Below are 17193 nucleotides of genomic sequence, written 5' to 3'. Positions count from 1 at the left end.
CAGGCCCGCACACGCGGCCTGAACCACTCAACCCCGCGAGTCAACCAAACCCGGGGCGGTCCCGTGATCTGGTAGACGCGCTGCCGAGAGACGCCACCAAGCATGGTCCGGATCTCTGCGGACCCCACCAGCCTGAGCTTCCTCGTCATGCCAGGGACGCTAGGCGTCTGCCACCTAGTCACGTATCAAGTTGATGGACGCCTAGTGATCACACGCTCTAGTCACCTACCCTGCACGCATGCCTAGGTTCAAATGGTTCCAGCGCAGAGAAGAGCCCATCGACCAAGTTCAGCCAGCCACCATCTACAGCCACCGAGGAGGCGCGTACGGCACCAACCAGCCGCCGGCTATCAACCGGCCCGCATGGAACGCCTCAACCCGTGTGGTGCCGCTAGAGAGGCCTCTACTGACCAAGACTGGTGAGTGGCGCGCTAGCCAGACCATGCGCCGGAACTTGCAGAGGCCGAGCCGTGAGGGTTGAGGCCGAGCCTGGTCCGCCGTTCCTCGTGATCATGGCTGGCTACGTGATCGACTTCCATACCCGCAACACCTGTAGGCGCTGCCAGCCTGACGGCTCGTGTGTGCGCCTGGTGGCCGCAGGCGAGACGCTACGAGCGTGGCGAGACAGGAGAGCCAGTGAAGCCAGGTGACCTGCTCCATGTGACACGAGCTGCCTCACCGCAGTTCGTACGGCCGATCAGGTTCCGTCTCATCCGTGTGTTGGAGCTGGCGACGTATGAGGGCTGGATCTGGCTTGAAGGCTACGAGCTGAACGCCCGAGGAGACGCCACCAGGCGACGAGAGATCTACGTACAGAAGGCAGGGCTGAGGAAGCTCAGCAGCACCATCCCTCACCAGGGCAGGCAGAAGACACGAGCCTAGAAACACAGAAAGCCCCTTACCCTCGTGATGAAGGTAAGGGGCTTCTGTTATGCGTGATGGATCTTTTAGGGGCTCTGAGAGCACTCACTTAGCGTCCTTGGCAACCACACCAAGTACGCCGATGGTGCCAGGCTTGAAGAGGTAGACAGTCGGGTCGCCGCCTCGCTTCTTGATCCAATACTGAAGGCCTTCAAGCTCGGCTTCATTCTTGACATGCCTACGTGTGATGCCATTGCCAACGAAAACCTCAGCGGTCTTCTCTTCACGAGCAAGGACTAGGTTCTGCACATTTACCTCCTGGGTTGGCAGTGGAACCGACTTAGGGAACCACGGCTTAGCGCTGTCCTCATGGGACTCACGCGTATTCCAATGCACGTGCTTATCGTGCGGATTCTTACCTGTGTAGTCACGCCTCTTCCAGCCGTCCGTACGGCTGGCAATCTTCCCGTTGTGAATCCAGTACCGAGACGACTCGTGAGCCTGAAAGACTCGCTTTAGCTCCTCGATAGCCGCAGGATCATTGCCTGAGCGCAGATCTACATCCATGTCCCAGGCATCAACCGATCCGTCAGGATCTTCGTTATGGTCCGAGGAACGAGACAGATGATCAGCGTCTCCAATCGTTCCATCTGAGGCCTTATCCCTGTTGGGATACTTCTCGTTGACGGCTCTGCGAAAGTTGGTTAGAGCTGTATTCAAATACCAGGCCATGTCAACCTCCTATACGCCGTGACCGTTGATGTGATCATCAAGCCTCTGTTCAATGCGGTCTACCTTGTCTCGTAGCGTCGATCCGCCGTTAGGATTCAGTTCCTTTTCAATCCTGGCTAGGCGCTCTGGCACGCCAGGGATAGCAGCTCGGCCAGGCCTAGCCGCTACTCCATACCAGTCCTCACGAAATTCATCGTTCTGTCTGGCTAACTTGCGCAGAGGTCTGCCGATCATTGTGACGAGAGTAATAACTGAAAATACGACACCGAGGATAATGCCTGCGGCTACCCAAAATTCCATGCCCATAGGCCTTTCCTCCAAACAGCCTCCAAGGCTTGAACTAGTTACGCGACCCTTTCCAGCCGCAGCAGCGACCCAGTTTTCACGGTCGCCGCATTTGCGTGGGAAGTATTCTGCGCCCATGTCATCCCGAATGTTCCGGCAGTACCACCCACGACCAGCAGGCCATGCGCCCACAACGGCTGAGTGAAGGTGCCTGACGCCGAAGTGAGGGGCACGACAGTACTCAGCGTGGAGAACGCGCCGGAAATCTCGGTGCCATCGACTGTGCGCCAATCCGCTGTCCAGTTGGTCATAGCCGATCCGGTCGGAGCCGTCCAAGAGAACTTGAAGTCACACAAGGCGTCATAGGTGTGTGGCGCGTACAGGCTCACTACATAGACCGCATTGGCGATTACTGACACGCTCAAATCAGGATCAGCGGTCAGGGTGGTCGTTAATGTCCTAGACGTGTCGCTCGTCTTATACGCTGTTGGAGCGTTAAGCCTTGCTGGTGTCAGAATCATTCCTGGTGAAAACATGATTACTCCTCACAATGCGACTACTGCCGGATTGGCAACCCTGACAGGAGTACCGGCAAGATGAGACTTACTAATTCCGTTGACTGATCTGACGACAGTGAACGTCTGCTGATCTACGCCAAAGAAGAACGCCTCATCGATCCACAGGGTGTGCCCTACGGGAGGCGTGCCGGCAAGCCGAATGCCAAACCTTGCTTGCGTGGCACCTTCTGGTGCAGTTCTTGGCAGCCCTATTCCGAGCGGCACCCAAGTACTCGCCGAAATGCTGGGAGACGAGATTTCGGAGCTAATAAATGTTGTTCCGTTAAACCATGCAATGTAGAGGTCAACGGTGCGCGCGACTGAACACCAAACCCATGCTGTTCCCGTAAACCTGTGAGTAGCGACAATGGGCATTAACTCCGTCTCGACTCGCGCCAGCGATGTGCCGCCGGTCGGAGTTAGCAGCATTGAGCCAGTACCGCTGTGTGCCCGTACCGTCGAATGGGTGACGCCTGCGCCGTCCGGGCTAGTCCAAGGGGATACCTTGGACTCGAAAAGCGCTTCCTCGTTCAGCCTTGCCGGCGGACCGATCGCTGATACGGTCATCCGCTCGCCACCTACCAGGATCGGAATTGGTAGGTCAGACGCACTGGTTGTCCATACGTCAAAAGGCTCTGATGTAACTTGCAGGCTCGTTGCCGAGCTGGTGATATCACCAGCTAGAGCAGAGGAGTCAGAATCCACACGAGCCGAACCGTCTGCCTCTGCGATCAGCCAAGGCTTTGCAGGTGAGCAGTTCAGCTCAACCGTCCATTCGTACTCACTGAACGTCTCGCTATAGCCTTCAATGATCAGGTCAACAGCGTCACCAGCAACCTGAGACGGCAGATTGGCAATCGTGATGCGGGAACCGATGGAGCACGACAACCACTGAGTGATCAGACCAGGCGAACGAGCAAGGTTGAGCGAGATTTTCGGCCAGCGCATCTCGTCTACCGTGCCGAGATGAACTCTCCAATTAGCATGGTCAGCTAGCGTCGCGTCGTTGTTGTGGTTGACCTGAATTGAAGAGTCAAAGAGGCCAACAGTGGCAATACTGTCAGCGTCCTGAGCCACAGCGGATGAGCCTTCTGTACGCGAGACAGTCCAGCGATTACGAAGCTGCTGGTCATCGTCTGTCGGCTCAGGAGGCTCGGCAATGTGGCCTTGGTCGTAATCCAACGCCAGGGCAACCGTAGGGTTGTACCGGAATTCCCTTGGCAGGTAGCCCAGGCCAAAGCCATCCTCATAAAGCATTCCCTGATCGGCATCCTCCGTCTGCTGGTAGAGGCTCAGCCCGGTAGCCACAGGCTGCCAACCCATCCGCTGAATGAATTCAGCAGAAACAGTCGGCATGGTTAGGCTGAATCCGTCCTCAGCGGCGAGACGGTTTAACCGCACGGTTGCCGTCTCGCTCACGTGGGAACGCAGGGCATCCCACACGAAGCGTCCATGCGAGTCGAGGGCAGCACCCATTTGGAGAGGCGGACTGCTGGTGGACCATACCGTCAAATGCCCAAACGGCATGTCTACTGTGCATGTCGCACCTGTTGGATTCACCGTTATCCTGGTGATTCCCGTCAAGGTGCCAGCGACAGAACCAGTTGGCTCACCAGAAGACGACGTATAAAGGGCTACGTTGATATTGCCGCCAGACTGGTATGCGCTCACGGCAAAGGTGTCAAAGCTAGTCCGCTGAGATCCACGATCGAGGACCACTGTGGCAGCACCAGAGGCGTTGTAGGCAATGAGCTGCGTCGTGCCAATCGCCAGCGACACCAGCCGCCACTTAACAAAGGTTCCTTCTGGCGTCTCCCATTCCATCAGCACGACATCACCCGAGGTAGTTGTGGTGTCTACCTTGGTAGTGACGAGCACCGTCCATGCTGAGCTGGTGGCGGCAGTCGCATTAGGAGGCAGAGGAGCGGACATACTTCCGCCACCGGCGAGGTTGGCAAGTGCGGAAGTGCCGTAGCGTGTTGTGGTTGTGTTGTAGACGTAATCCTCAACTGCCTTGAATGTCACTGTTCCCGTAACGGCAAGTGGAGCTTGCCCATTAACCGCCGAGCCTGCCTGATCGGCTGTTACGCCATCCTCAATCGCCCAGTAGGCAACAGGATTGGTTGCCGCAATCGTCCGCCTCAATGGCGATTGTCCAGATGCCTTGCTACGTCCAAGTCTTGAAAGGATTCCGTATGCGTCTAGCGGCACAGTCGAGTCATTAGCCGACTTGTCCCACCTGACAGGCCAGGCGGCTACGTAGCCAGAGAACCTAGTTACGTAGCCGCTACCGCCATTTACACGAATCCTGACAGGAGTGTTTTTATTAAGCTGGCCGTAGTAGGCACCAAGAGGGTTGCGTGGTGTGAACCTGCCATCCGTGTTATCGAAACGTAGAGTGCAGTGGGCAGGCTGAGTTTCGCTGCCCTCATTAGGCTTGCCGGCTGTGTAGCTAATCCTGCCTGCCAGCCGCACGTACGCCGTAACGTCAGTCCATGTCCAGCTTGCAGGATCGGCAGTGAGGTCAGCGCCAAGCGCTAGCTGCACCTGAACGGGCAGCGGAGTTGTTGGAAAAGCCATGACTCACCTCCCACCGAATGCAACCTGAGCGTTGCCCTGAGCGTTCAAACGAACGTATTTCCGTAGCTCTTCCACAAGGCGAGCGACATCCTGAACGCCCGGTAGCTCCAAATGGTTGATGACAATCGACGTGCCGCCACTTCCCATTGAGGAGCCGCCAGCCGTTCCGCCAGCCATCATTCCGGCGGTTTTGGCAGCATCGTGTACGTAACCGTCCTTAGTCGGGGTGACAAGCTCAGGGCCTTCCTCACCGACTAGGTATGGCTGACCAGCCTTAACCGGACCACCAGAGGCACGAGCTGGGAAGTTGTAAGAAGGCACGCCATTCTGGAATGTCGCGCCGTTAGGTAGGACTTCCCATGCAATCGTCGCGTGAGCTTTGTAGTTCTTGGCGAACCTTTCACCGGCAGCCTTAGCCTCACGGAACTGCTTTTCTAGATCGTTAATCTCAGTCTCGGTCAGACCAGCAGACTTCAGGGTTGCTCGCATAGCAGGAGTCAGAGAGCCGTTGAATGTGCCAGCAGCACTACCAGCAGCACCCTGCAACGTGATTGCCGCAGCAGCCATATCCCGCAAGGCCTTCTGTGCTTCAGGCGACTTACGGCCATGCTCGGCAACAGCGTCGTTGTACGTCTTCTGAGCCCCGGACAAGTCATCCTGAGCCTCAATCAGGGCAAAGGTCGGATCGGTCTGAGCACGTAGGGAATCGGCTAGTTCATCGAGTGCCGATACCTGACCGCGTGCCGCCTGTGCTGAGAAGTCAAGTTTCTCTCTAACGTCAGCCTGTGCGGCTGCCAGATCCTTAGCGCGCCTCTCGGCAGTGCTCATGCCGTCAGCAGTAATGTCCCAGCCAGTACGATCCTCTAGCTTGAATCTCGTTTCATCGATCTTCTCGTCTAGAGTGTCAAGCCAGCCCTTTACCTGAGCCACACCATGAATGAGATCACCAGTGACCAGAATGAAATTCTTAGTGGACATGGTTAGGTCATCGATGGCGCTAGCGCCTTCATCGGCATCCTCAGACAGGGTTGAGAAGACTTCCCCAACTGCGCCCCCGATCTCCTCAAAGCCTCGACCGAAAGCGTCAATTACCGGCCCTGCCTCGTGTACGGCATCGGCCACGCCTTCAACGATCGACTGAGCACCCTTTACGGCACCTGTCACTAGAGGCTTTACGAACTGAGAGGAGTCACCAAAGATGTTGTCAATCTCAGGCTTGATCTCTCGGAATCCCTTACGGACAATGCCGATTCCCTCTAGGGCTGGCTTGACGAAAACCTGTGCGCTCTCTTCAAGCTCCTGCGACATCTCCTGGCCTAGCGACTTGCCAGCAGCCTTGACGGCAGGGTTCTTGGACGCCAGGACCAGACCACCGACAACGCCACCGATACCAGCTCCACCGACAACGGCACCAGCTACAGCAGCACCCAATGTGGGAGCCATAGCAGCGCCTAGAGCCAGACCAGCCGGACCTACAGGAGCAGAGGCAAGCAGAGGACCAAGACGCTGAGAGAAGGTAAGGCTGACGCCTTCAGCCATGTCCTCACCGAGGCCACTGACCAGCTTGCTCGTCTTCTTGAGCTTGCGTAGCTCCTTTTCACCCTCACGGATCTGCTTGAAGAACTTGTCATCGCCGGTATTGGTGAATTGCACAGCCAAGGCACGTAGTGACTTCTCTACGTCGCTGATCTCAGTCTCAAGCTTGTCAGCAGCCTTACCGGCATCTGTGAAGTCATCACCCAGATTGCCTACCGCCTGCCCAGCCTTCTTCAGGTTGGCTGAGACGTTCTCCCTGGCGAAGAAGTTGAACAGGAATTCCCGCTTATCTGCCATTGTTTTGCCTCTCTAGGATCTGCTCAAGCAGCGCCCTATAGCGGTTGAACCGAGGAATAGACATCTGCTCGATCTCGTCTGGCTTCAGCCTCAAATGCAGGGTGAAGAGAGGCATGATTTCCTCTAGTTGCTGCTGGCCCCATCCGGGGCCAAAGAGTTTGGGTCTGCCGCTGCCTCGTCCCTGCTTAGGTCCGCATTCATTACGTCTGCGTTGAAGTCAGCGAACGGAACGCGCTCACCGGCACGGATTAGCCCTAGCCAGATGATGACTCCCAGCGCGTAATACCATTCCGCCTGGTTGCGGCACAGGTCGATGAACTCAGCCAGGTTCAGGCCTACCTCATTGCGCAGTGCTCGGATCTCCTGAAAGTTCAGGTTGAAGGGATCACACGAAACCTCAGCCAGCCCGAAACGGTCAGCGTCAGCGGCAGCGAGCTTGATGATGATTGCAGTCATTTACCTATCTCCTCAAATGGTCGGCTACGTCTTGAAGCACGAGAGCCATCTCTCTACGGACAGCCGGCGCTAGACGCTCTAGTGGCTGATCTACAAATCCGGCACGGATCTTCTGGTTAACCCAGGTCTGCCGCTTACGTCCTCTAGGGCTGCGCAGTGTTCCCTTGTTCAGGGTCGGAATATCTCTGCGTTCCTGCTGTCCATCCCCATAGACCTTGTAGCGCAACTCTGTTGACTGGCTACGAGTCTTGCTAGACATACGGAATTGCAGAGACTTGCTGAGGACAGGTGCATAGCCACTAGGCATGACCTGATCTACCTCAGCCTCTACGGCTGGCTTCAGAGGCTTGGTAGCAGTCTTTAGCCGCCTGTCCATTTCTCTACCTAGACCTGTGTTGCCGAGCTGCTTGAGCTGATTACTCAGCCGGTACAGCTCGGCACCACTAGGCATGTTCAGACCAAGCCCCATAGCTGCCTCCAATCAGGCAGTCAGACGGCTCAGAGCACCAGCACCAGGCCACGTAACGGAAACAGTCGCCTTGTCACCGACGCTGTTGCCAATCGGGTTGACCTGAGACACCAGGACCGATCCTGAATACTGCGGGTTGGTAGCCGAGTTGGCAGCCGACGTGGCCTTAACGGTCACAGTGGTTACGGTGCCGAACAGAGGCCAGATGGTTGCGTCTACAGCACCCGCAACAAAGTCAGCGTTGAACTCAAGAGTGACCGACCAGTCCTTGAGGCCACTGATGCGGGAACGGTAGGTGTCACCCATTGCTGTGTCGTCAAGCTCGTCAGCGCTGATGCTGATACTCACCTGAGTAATCCAGTCGGAAAGATCGACGCCATTAACGGTTACGGTGGCATCGGTGAAAGCAAAAGATCCCATAGTGAGACTCCCTAATTTGTGCATGAAAAAGGCCACCGGAAGTCATCCGGTGACCGAGGAAGGAATATCTGGTTAGCTGCCGATGCCGATTGCGGCGGCAACAGTGAAAGGAAGGGCTACACCTGACACGTTGAATCGGTAGTGAGTGTCAGTCAGAGGACCAGGCACACGAACCATCCATGTGCCGCCGGCTACGGTCACTGGTGGCAGCGTCGTCACAGTGGTTGGCGTAGCGAATCCAGCAGCATTGTCCGACTGGATTTGCAGATTCAGAGTGGTGCCAGCCGAGAAGACATGCAGCGCCGCGTAGAGGTACTGATTGGCCGCTACAGGGCCTAGGTTGACCACTGAGCCGAGAGGACCAGCCGTAGACACGCTGCCCTTGGCCTTGGCTACCTGGCCTCGGATGAGCCCCTGCGAGTTGGTGTTGAGCATGTTCAGCGAGAAGGGAGTCATTTCCCCTACCTGGCCGAACAGCTCGTAGCTGAACTGGCCGCCTCGGAACATGTAGGCAGGAGTCGTCTCAGCGTTGCTAGGAGCGATGGTCACTACGCGGTCAGCTACGGCCAGGCCGTTGAAGGCCTCAGCGTCAACCGCGCCAGGTCCGGCATCCCAGTAGCCGGCTACCCGAGCCTCTACCGACTTGAGCCCTGCCTTACGGGCACGGAATCCACCAGAGCCAAAGGTTGTGCAATCCAGCTCGTCTGCTGAGGCGCTGAGAGCTACCTCGTTTGAATCGCCTGTGAAGTCATAGCCAGCAACCCAGATCGTTGCGTCTGTCAGTGCGAACGTAGTCACTTTGAAGCCTCCTTCTTTCCTGGCCTCGCTGTGACTGGCTCGATGTGCCCTGCCTCAACTAGTGCCTCAATGTTGATTAGCTCAGGGTCAAGCTCGACAACCTCACCGCGCTTCTTGCCAGCAACCGTGCAGATGCCAATTACCTTGTATGTAGTCATGTCTAATTCCCTCGTGCAGAGATGCGGACAGCGAAGATGGCACCGAAGTATTCGGCTTCACCTACTCGCACAGACGGATCAATGAGGATGTCACCGACAGTGCAGTCACTAACGACACCACCAAGCGTCTTGTCTGCCTCAAGTGCCGAAACCACAGACTTAGAACCAGTCGCATCTAGATAGGCGGCTAGTGCCTTCTGGCTGGATACGGCATCTGCTGCTGATGAGACGACAACCGTTACCGTGAATTCCAAGCCCTGAAAGCCTCGCCTCATGGTCTGGTGAGGATCGATTCTCTGAGGCAGGCCAGCGAAAGCCATAGGAGTAGCGACTTGCCCAGGCTCAGCGTCAGAAGTATTCAGATCAGGGATTGTGGCTAGGGCTGCCTCAATGGCATCCATTACTTCAACAATCGTGGGAGCCATTACGCCACCACCCCATCTAGCCTGCGGTACGGTGCGAGCCACTTAGCTACGGCAGGGTTGCTACGCGCGAACGTTGCGCCGTTCTGCTTGGTGCTAATTCCGAACGGGTAATCGCGAACAACCAGCAGGGTTTCGTTAGCCAGCACCATGCAGGCCTTATGAACGGCAGTAGGAACAGCAGCCCAGCCCCATGCCGCAGTAACCTCTACCTCGTGTGCGCCGTAGTAGACCGGCCAGTTGTATCCGTCTCGGGCACGAATCCTGTAGTAGGGATCTCCTGCCGCTGTCAGCGATGGAGCCTCTACCTTGTACTGCTCTGCGGTAAGGGTGGTGTCTCCCACCTTCACTACGAGGCCTGTAGTCGTATGGAAGTCATCGACTAGCAGAGTCCAGATATTGCGCGTCTCGTAGAAGCGGGTTGTAGGAGTAGTGGCGCTGTTGAACTGCCGGTAGCAGTAGCGCTCAATCTCTCGCGAGGCTGCGGTCAGACATTCCGTGATTTCCGCATCACTACTGTTGCTCGTGTAGCTGGTGATGTAGCTCTTGAATTCTGCGAGCGTCGCGTATGAGTCGCCTAGCGCCATAGCCTTACCTCTTCCTGGTTGCAGGCCTTACGCGCTTCTCGGAGTCATCCTTGGCGACAGCCTTTTCAGTCTTGTCCTCAACCACTGGCACAGCCATTCCATGAGCACAAAGCTGAGCGCCTTCCTCGTCGGGAAGCACCATCTCTGAGCCGCGTGGCGGCCAAGGCTTGTTATTGCGGGTACCGGAAAGATCCCCTGTAAGACGTACCTTCATTGCTCGTCTCCTTAAGCGATAGAAGAAAGCCAGGGTGACCCCATAGAGGAATCACCCTGGCTCTCAGTCGGATCAGGTAGCCGAGTGCTGGAATACCTTTACGGCACCAGTCAGATCGGTCAGAGCTGCGTCAGCCGACAGGATTGCGCGGTACGCAACCATGTTGCGGTTGAAGGCGAAATCATCGCTGCGCTGGAATTCAACGCCACCGACCATGCGGACGTAGTACGCCGAGAAGTCACCGAAAAGGATCGACTTGGCGTTAGCCGCAGGAGCAGGCATGAACGGATCAATGTGAACCGGCTTGCCGAGGATGGTGTCAGGAGCACCCAGAGAAAGAGCAGCCTGCCAGATGTAGTCACCCTGGCTGTTCTTCAGCTTGCGTACGCTCGCCGCAGTCTGGTCATTCATGACCCAGCCGCAAGACTTGCTGGTGCGGTAAGGCGAGATAACCGAGTGGTACAGGTCGATCAGAAGATCTCCACCCTGACCAACAGTGCTCTGCGTACCGAAACCAGTAGTAGTACCGGTCGGACCAGTCTTGCCGACAGTCGCGTCAAGCAGGATGCCTCGCGGCTGGCTAGAGCCAGTACCGTTTACCATCTCGTTGCCGAAAGCGTTACCCAGGGCACGACCAGCCTGACGAGCAAGGAAGCCCTCTAGGTCAACGCCAGTGTCACGCACGAGCTGACGCGATACCTCCATGAGGATCGTGTAGTCATACGCGCTTAGAGTCACCTGACCGAAAGCAGGATCAGACTCAGCGATAGTGGCACCTTCAGCAGTACGCGTAGCAGTCGAGTAAGCGGTTGTCTTCGGAATCTGAAGGTTCTCACCGCTACCAGTGTTGAGGATTGTGACACCAGCCTGAAGCAGACCGGAAGTCTCAATCATGTGCTCGACAAGGCGGTTGTAGAAGCTAGTAGGAACAGTGTTACCACCAGCAGACGCAGTGCCCTTTACAAGGTCGCGGTAGTCAACCTGACCCTCAGGCGCAACTACGAAGTTGCGAGGAGCGTTGTCGGCACCAGTCAGGAAGGAACGCAGCTCAGCGTTGGTCAGGTTGCGCTTCTCGTCGCCTGGCTTCTGAGGAGCAGGCTCGCCACGGAAAGCAGCGAAAGAAGCCTCAGCATCCTTGGCGCGCTTCTCACCATCAAGGATGGTCTTGATGCGCTTGTCGATGGCCTCGACCTCAGCGTTCAGCGAATCCCACTGACGCGACTCTTCGCCATCAAGGTTACGGTTCTCACCATCGGCACGGTCAAGCAGAGCCTTTGCCTGCTCAAGGGTGCGGTTACGCGTCTCGTGTAGACGCTTTGCAATTTCAGACATAGGGAAACCCCTTAATAGAAATGGATTAGATAACTAGTGAGGTGGGTTTCGCCCTGCCTCGGATACGCAAAAAGAAACCCGCCACCAGTCGGTGACGAGTTGAATGAACTCTTAGGGTGAGTGTCGCTCTGCCCTAGCTATTCAATTAGTCGATGGAAAAGCGCTGCTTCTCTAGGAGCTGCATGCGCAGATGAGCAATCTCGTTCTTCTTGGCTACCTCAGCCGCAGGCTTCACAGGAGCCTTAGGACCATCCGTGCGTACGAAGAACTTCCGTAGCTCGTTCTGCTCGGCCAGGGAACGCACTTCCTCTAGCTCAGCTTCAAACTTGTGAGCCAGGGAACGTAGGCCAGCAGTCGCATCCGGATATGCCGGACCGATGACAGGAGCTACGTCAATGAGCCTCACTGAAAGCAGCGTGCGCTTAGGGAAGCCTGCGTCAGTCATTCCCCAATCGTCGCCACCCTGCGGCGTGTTGAAGGCAAATGAGGACTGCCTAACGTCCTGGCGCTCTACAAGCTCTAGAACGTCGGCACGAGACTTAGGAGGATCAACCACGTAGTAGAGGCCACGCTTGTCTACCTGTAGCTCAAGCGTTCCTGCGGCTGTAGTTCCTAGCAGCATGTTGTTGTCATGCTGGAAACGAGCCATAACGTCAGGCCAGCCGTCGCCACGAGACTTGTTGAAGGCTGAGGTATTCACTTCCTCAACAAAGCCACCGAGGTTGTGAGACGAGCGGTTGAAGACAGCGGCATATCCACCAATACGCTTGCGGCTGTCGTCCGCACGCAGCTCTACGACGTGAGACGTAAACCGCCTCTCGATGTTGTCAGTCATCTGTCTGCTCCTGATCTGTCTTGTCGTCAGGCTCAGGTGACGACTGAGGAGTTGTGTTAGTTAGTGGCCTCAGCTCATCGCCGCCAGGAAGAGGCGGCAGATCCTCTAGGGCACGTGCCTCATTAGGAGTCAGGAAGCCAGCGTTAATACCGATCTGGTGTGACTCGTATCGCGTCTTGATGTCAGCCCTGACAACAGCGTCAACGTTGAACTGAGCAACCATGCCGTCTGGTAGCAGCTCGGACAGGTAGGACTCAATGAGCACTAGGATCGGATTCAAGGCAATCTTGAGTAGGTTGATGCCGTTGCCTTCAACCGTGTTGTAGGTCAGCGTTCCGCCAGCCTCGCCACCGACCATCTCAGGTGGGATACCGAAAATGGCAGCAATCTCAGTCGCGTTCATCTTCTTTGTCTGGATGAACTGCGATTCCTCAGGCGACACCTTCAGGGCTGTGTAATCCCAATCAGAGCCATGCACGATTGGCTTACGGCCACGGATGGCGACAGACAAGCTCTCAGACACATCCTGAGCCTGCTGAGGCGTAAACGTCTTTTCCTTGTTCTTGAAAACGCCAGGAGGCGTACCGCCATTCTCAAACCAGGAAGCACCGTACTGAGTGGCAGCCAGGCCTACGCCAATCGTGTTGGCAAAGGTTGCGATAGGCGAAAGGCCACGCACCTTGCCAGGCAGAACGAACCAAGGAATATGGACGATGTTTTCCCGAGGCACAGGCTGTCCCTGCCAGTAATACTGCGGCAGGGTTGGCTTGCTCTCGTCGCAGAAAACCTCATCGGGATTCAGCCACTCGACAGCTAGCGGGTAGCCCTGCTCGTCCCTGGCAGTCACCAGGCCGTAAGCGTTGCCTCGGATAGCGAGGCTGGCTACGAGCTGGCGGACCCACTGGACACGTGGCACCACAGCCGCCGGCTGTGTCAGCACAGGGACGTTAGCCGCCCTGAGCTTCTGACCGTCGCTCGTCTCCCTGTACGCATGCAGCGGCAGGGCTGAGACCTGATCGGCCAGCAGACGCACGCACGAGAAGTACGGCACCAGGCCTAGCGCGTTGTCCTCGGTCACCTGACTAGCACTCCGCCCGGCCCGATCCCACGGAACCCAGGTGATAGCGCGCGTAGCCGTTCCTAGGCGCTTAGAGAACCTACTTAGGACTCCCACGGGATCACCTCCTATCCGAACCAAAGTGAGTTTTCAATTTCGTAGTCGTGCTGGACTAGATGTGCTCTTGTCTCATAAGCCCAGCGGGCTAGGGTCGCTGCCACTAGCGGGCTGATATCTGTCTCGCTCTTGAAGCGATCCCATGCCCAGGAGTCGCCAACCTTGCGTGTCTTAGCCGCAGCAACAGCATTGGTTAGCTGTAGCTGACCCCTGTGCCGGAACGTCTTCTGAATAACTGCGTCAACAAACTGAACGCAAGCGGGAGAGAATTCCGTAGAGCGAGGAATCGCCAGATCCCCATACTCAGGCTCCTCAGGATCATCGGGAACCTTGAAGCCGACCTTCTGTAGGTCGATCAGGAGCGAGCCAATCGGACCCTTTACGTCAAAGCCGATGGCTACCGGATTGTGCTTTTCCTTCAGCTCACCGAGACGCTTGACTACCCAATCGGTACCGGCCCGGTTTTCGATTACCTCAAGATGCCCTAGGCCATCCTCACGGATGCCATACAGGGCAATTGAAGTCATGGCCTTGTCACCAGCTCCACAGGTGTCAACCGCAATCGCAATGTCACCCTGCCTCTTGGACTGCTCATCCTTGAGCGCTTCCCAATCAGGAGACTTGATAAGAGCGTTACCAGCCTTCACAGGCCATACGCCTAGACGCTCACGAGCGAAGTCAGCCCGAGAGGAACGCTTGATCTCAGCCTCGATGGTCCGATCCTTGATGCGCCCGTAGGCAGGATTGGCCTCAGCCCAAAGCTTGCGGTCATTCAGGTCTAGCGTCTCAATCGGCTTGGTCAGGTCGATCGACCATTCAAACCAGGCCGTACCTGTCTCGCCTGCGTGTCCGGCAGCTCGTAGCCGACTGAACGGACCATCTACAGCCGCAGTCAGAGGAGGCGTAGAGACGAACCACGTTTGCGGATTCGGCCTGGCCGCCAGCGTGTAGCCAAGAGCAGCCTCATCCTCATCCGAGTAGTCGTAGGCCTCGTCATGAATGATGCGGTCAATAGTCTTTGACCTGGCTGCGTTTCCTCGGGCACACACCATCAGGACAGCGCCAGTGTTGAGCGTGATCCTGTGTGAACCGTTCTTCTTACGCAGCCAGTTTCTAGCTAGTTTCTTCTTGAGTCCCAGGCTCGCAGGAGAATTCTCGATGAAGTCAGCAACCTCTAGTAGCACAGCCTCGGCGTTCTCAAGCCTCTGAGAGGTTAGAAGAACCTTCTCATGGAACAGGAACAGCGCTGCCAGGATCAGAACGATTAGAACGAACGTCTTTCCGTTCTGTCTCGGAACTACCAGACCAACCGTGTGTGCCGCCCAGATCTTGCCTTCTAGGTCATCGGGATCTGTGATCTCGGCTAGAGCGTTCCGCAGCACGTACTTCTGCCAAGGATCTAGCTTGATCCCGAGCTTGGTAGCCAGCTTGATTGCCTTGTCGCCAGCAGTCGTGAATTCAGCCTCAGGGAAGTTCCCAATACGAGGAGTCTGGCAACCCTTAATCTTCAGAGAGGAGGTCATCTAGCTCGGACTCCTCTCCTCCCACTCCTAGCCTTTCAAGCTCAGCAAGGGTGGCTCGCAATTCCTTTGTGATGGCGGCTGCCTCGCGTGATTCTGCGGTAATTAGCCTGCCCGCCAGGTGATCCCTCAGCGCTTCTAGGCGCTCTGCATAGGTGCCATCACGCATGACTTCCACAAGATCGATCATGGCTGGCTCCTCTGCGGGGGGAGATTTTTTGACTAAGAGCATGGGGGTCGCCAAGAGAAGGATCTTAAAAAAACCGAGCCTTCAAGTAGGTGACTGCATGCACTGCATACGTCATCAGCGCTTCAATGTGAGCAAGGATGTTCATTACCAATCCTCTGATGTCACTAGTGGGATGCTTGGTGCCCTGTTGCCTCTGCTCTGATTGCACTTGCGCTTACATGTAGGGCATCCGTTGATCCCGTGTGCTGGCCTCTTGTTGTGAGGATCAGCAGCGTCTTGGTACGGATCGATAGAGGCAGGCACGAGGTAGTCAGCAGAGTCAGCGCCATCGTGTCCGCATAGCCAGCACGTGTATCCGTAGAAGAGGAACATCTCTTCCCTTGCACGCAGGTAGGCAGCGCCAGTGTGTAGGCGTCTGTACTCAGGACTGCGAGCCATAGCTACCTACTCGTTAAACCAGCCACGCAGCATTTCCTTCTGCCACGTGGTCAGCTCATAGCCAAGCTCCTCAGCGAACTTGATTACCTTGTAGCTATCAGCGGACTTACGCACAGCCTTACGTAGCTGCTCGATAGCCTCACGTCCGGCAGGAGTGACCTTGATAGGAGTGGCTGAGCTAATGACACTCCCGTTCAGCTCACGCTTAGCCTCGTCGCCTGCTAGCAAAGCCGTAAGGAAGTTCTTTGCCTTACGCATAGCCTCAGACTTGCTGGCTTCCTCTGCTGTGTAGGAGACGCGCGTACCGTCTTCCTCAATCCATACGGTTACTTCAGCCATTGTCTTGCTCCTTACGAGTGAAGGTGAATAGCAGCTCACGCTTCTCGCTCGGCTTGCTGATCGTCATCCACTCAGGCCAGCTATCCGCGTGAATCCTTACCCTGATCTGACGAGCAGCAAGATTAGGCGCAGTGACCGGACAGAGGTAAGGATTGCCGTCACGCTTAAGTAGTTCAGTAGCGAAGAGGCCGTATCTGTCGCCTGACTTCTCAACCCACAACTCAGTGACGTTATCTAGATCTAGGCCATAGGGCTCAAGCCACTCTGCAAGTTCGGTCAGGCGCTCAGGCCTGCCGATGGTGTCCTCTACCTTTGCTGCGGCCACTGTCTCATTGAATGCAAATGTTGCCATTCTTGCTCTCCTCTGATTTTGATGAAATGAGGGGAGGCGCACAGAGGAGTAGTGCGCCTCAACCCCAGCTTTCCCACCATTCCAACCTGACACCGCCTTGATATGCGCGTGCCCGTCTTTCTCCTCTACTTATATAGGACTGTGCTAGCACCCTTTTAATAGGCGGATTTGGCGCCTGTGTGCCCAAGATCACAAAGAGTTTGATTCTGCTTAGTGCCGATTGATTAGACGTAGGCACCTATACGTCTGAAAGAGGCACAGCATGAATTGGGATTGGGCTAACCCTGAGCACAAGGATTACCGAGCTGATCTGATTGAGATCATCGACAAGGTAACCGCACAGATCACCTGGGAAGATCACTCGCGTAACGTTCCGCTAGAAGCAGACGACATTAGGACTGAGCTGCTTCTGTTTGTCCATAGCCGGCCAAGCCTGCTCAACACCAAGACTTCTGCCGTATTCGGTCTGATGCATCGTCACGCCACAGACGTATGCCTGAGGACACGTAAGCAGACTGGTGCAGTGCTGATCGGAAGAGACGCGCTAGGAGCCATTCTGAGAGGATGGAACAGCATGCCTAGTGCCTCGTCTTCGAACGTTGATCGTGTAATCCGTCGGTTCTGAGGATTCGTCCGGCAGT

16 protein-coding genes are annotated in these 17193 nt (G+C 56.2%); all 16 read right to left on the bottom strand.

From position 1 onward, the window contains the following. Window positions 1–966 precede the first annotated feature (966 nt). The gene (locus V6U89_RS29865; RefSeq protein ID WP_334576610.1) at window positions 967–1593 is read right to left on the bottom strand and encodes a hypothetical protein; all 627 of its coding nucleotides are present in this window, start codon (window positions 1591–1593) and stop codon (window positions 967–969) included. 344 nt (window positions 1594–1937) lie between these two features. After that, window positions 1938–2414, bottom strand: a complete 477-nt coding sequence (locus tag V6U89_RS29860; protein WP_334576609.1) for a hypothetical protein — start codon at window positions 2412–2414, stop codon at window positions 1938–1940. Between the two features lie 9 nt (window positions 2415–2423). Beyond that, complete coding sequence (locus V6U89_RS29855) at window positions 2424–4313, bottom strand: hypothetical protein (protein ID WP_334576608.1); 1890 nt, start codon at window positions 4311–4313, stop codon at window positions 2424–2426. 705 nt (window positions 4314–5018) lie between these two features. Next, window positions 5019–6848, bottom strand: a complete 1830-nt coding sequence (locus V6U89_RS29850) for a hypothetical protein (RefSeq protein ID WP_334576607.1) — start codon at window positions 6846–6848, stop codon at window positions 5019–5021. Between the two features lie 123 nt (window positions 6849–6971). Beyond that, complete coding sequence (locus tag V6U89_RS29845; RefSeq protein WP_334576605.1) at window positions 6972–7304, bottom strand: hypothetical protein; 333 nt, start codon at window positions 7302–7304, stop codon at window positions 6972–6974. 481 nt (window positions 7305–7785) lie between these two features. Further along, the gene (locus V6U89_RS29840) at window positions 7786–8229 is read right to left on the bottom strand and encodes a radical SAM protein (RefSeq protein WP_334576603.1); all 444 of its coding nucleotides are present in this window, start codon (window positions 8227–8229) and stop codon (window positions 7786–7788) included. Window positions 8230–8265: 36 nt separating this feature from the next. Then, the gene (locus V6U89_RS29835) at window positions 8266–8991 is read right to left on the bottom strand and encodes a hypothetical protein (protein ID WP_334576601.1); all 726 of its coding nucleotides are present in this window, start codon (window positions 8989–8991) and stop codon (window positions 8266–8268) included. After that, a complete protein-coding gene (locus V6U89_RS29830; protein ID WP_334576598.1) occupies window positions 8988–9149 on the bottom strand; it encodes a hypothetical protein in 162 nt (53 codons plus the stop codon). Before V6U89_RS29830 ends, V6U89_RS29835 begins: the two co-directional genes overlap by 4 nt. Before the next feature lie 424 nt (window positions 9150–9573). Next, entirely contained in the window at window positions 9574–10158 is a 585-nt protein-coding gene (locus tag V6U89_RS29825; RefSeq protein WP_334576596.1) for a hypothetical protein, read from the bottom strand. Between the two features lie 286 nt (window positions 10159–10444). Next, the gene (locus tag V6U89_RS29820) at window positions 10445–11704 is read right to left on the bottom strand and encodes a phage major capsid protein (RefSeq protein WP_334576594.1); all 1260 of its coding nucleotides are present in this window, start codon (window positions 11702–11704) and stop codon (window positions 10445–10447) included. 145 nt (window positions 11705–11849) lie between these two features. Beyond that, on the bottom strand, window positions 11850–12539 hold the full coding sequence (locus V6U89_RS29815; protein ID WP_334576592.1) for an HK97 family phage prohead protease: 690 nt from the start codon (window positions 12537–12539) through the stop codon (window positions 11850–11852). Next, window positions 12532–13617: a phage portal protein gene (locus tag V6U89_RS29810; protein WP_334576590.1), complete on the bottom strand. Its 1086-nt coding sequence runs from the start codon at window positions 13615–13617 to the stop codon at window positions 12532–12534. Before V6U89_RS29810 ends, V6U89_RS29815 begins: the two co-directional genes overlap by 8 nt. A 107-nt stretch (window positions 13618–13724) precedes the next feature. Beyond that, on the bottom strand, window positions 13725–15236 hold the full coding sequence (locus V6U89_RS29805) for a hypothetical protein (protein ID WP_334576588.1): 1512 nt from the start codon (window positions 15234–15236) through the stop codon (window positions 13725–13727). After that, window positions 15214–15423, bottom strand: a complete 210-nt coding sequence (locus V6U89_RS29800; protein WP_334576586.1) for a hypothetical protein — start codon at window positions 15421–15423, stop codon at window positions 15214–15216. Before V6U89_RS29800 ends, V6U89_RS29805 begins: the two co-directional genes overlap by 23 nt. A 444-nt stretch (window positions 15424–15867) precedes the next feature. After that, window positions 15868–16200: a hypothetical protein gene (locus V6U89_RS29795; protein ID WP_334576584.1), complete on the bottom strand. Its 333-nt coding sequence runs from the start codon at window positions 16198–16200 to the stop codon at window positions 15868–15870. Then, the gene (locus tag V6U89_RS29790; protein ID WP_334576582.1) at window positions 16193–16552 is read right to left on the bottom strand and encodes a hypothetical protein; all 360 of its coding nucleotides are present in this window, start codon (window positions 16550–16552) and stop codon (window positions 16193–16195) included. Before V6U89_RS29790 ends, V6U89_RS29795 begins: the two co-directional genes overlap by 8 nt. Window positions 16553–17193 lie beyond the last annotated feature (641 nt).

It is taken from the genome of Micromonospora sp. CPCC 206171 (assembly GCF_036906755.1).
Lineage (GTDB): Bacteria > Actinomycetota > Actinomycetes > Mycobacteriales > Micromonosporaceae > Micromonospora > Micromonospora purpureochromogenes.
Note: the sequence above shows the minus strand (reverse complement) of the source record. Positions and strands in the feature narration are given on the sequence as shown.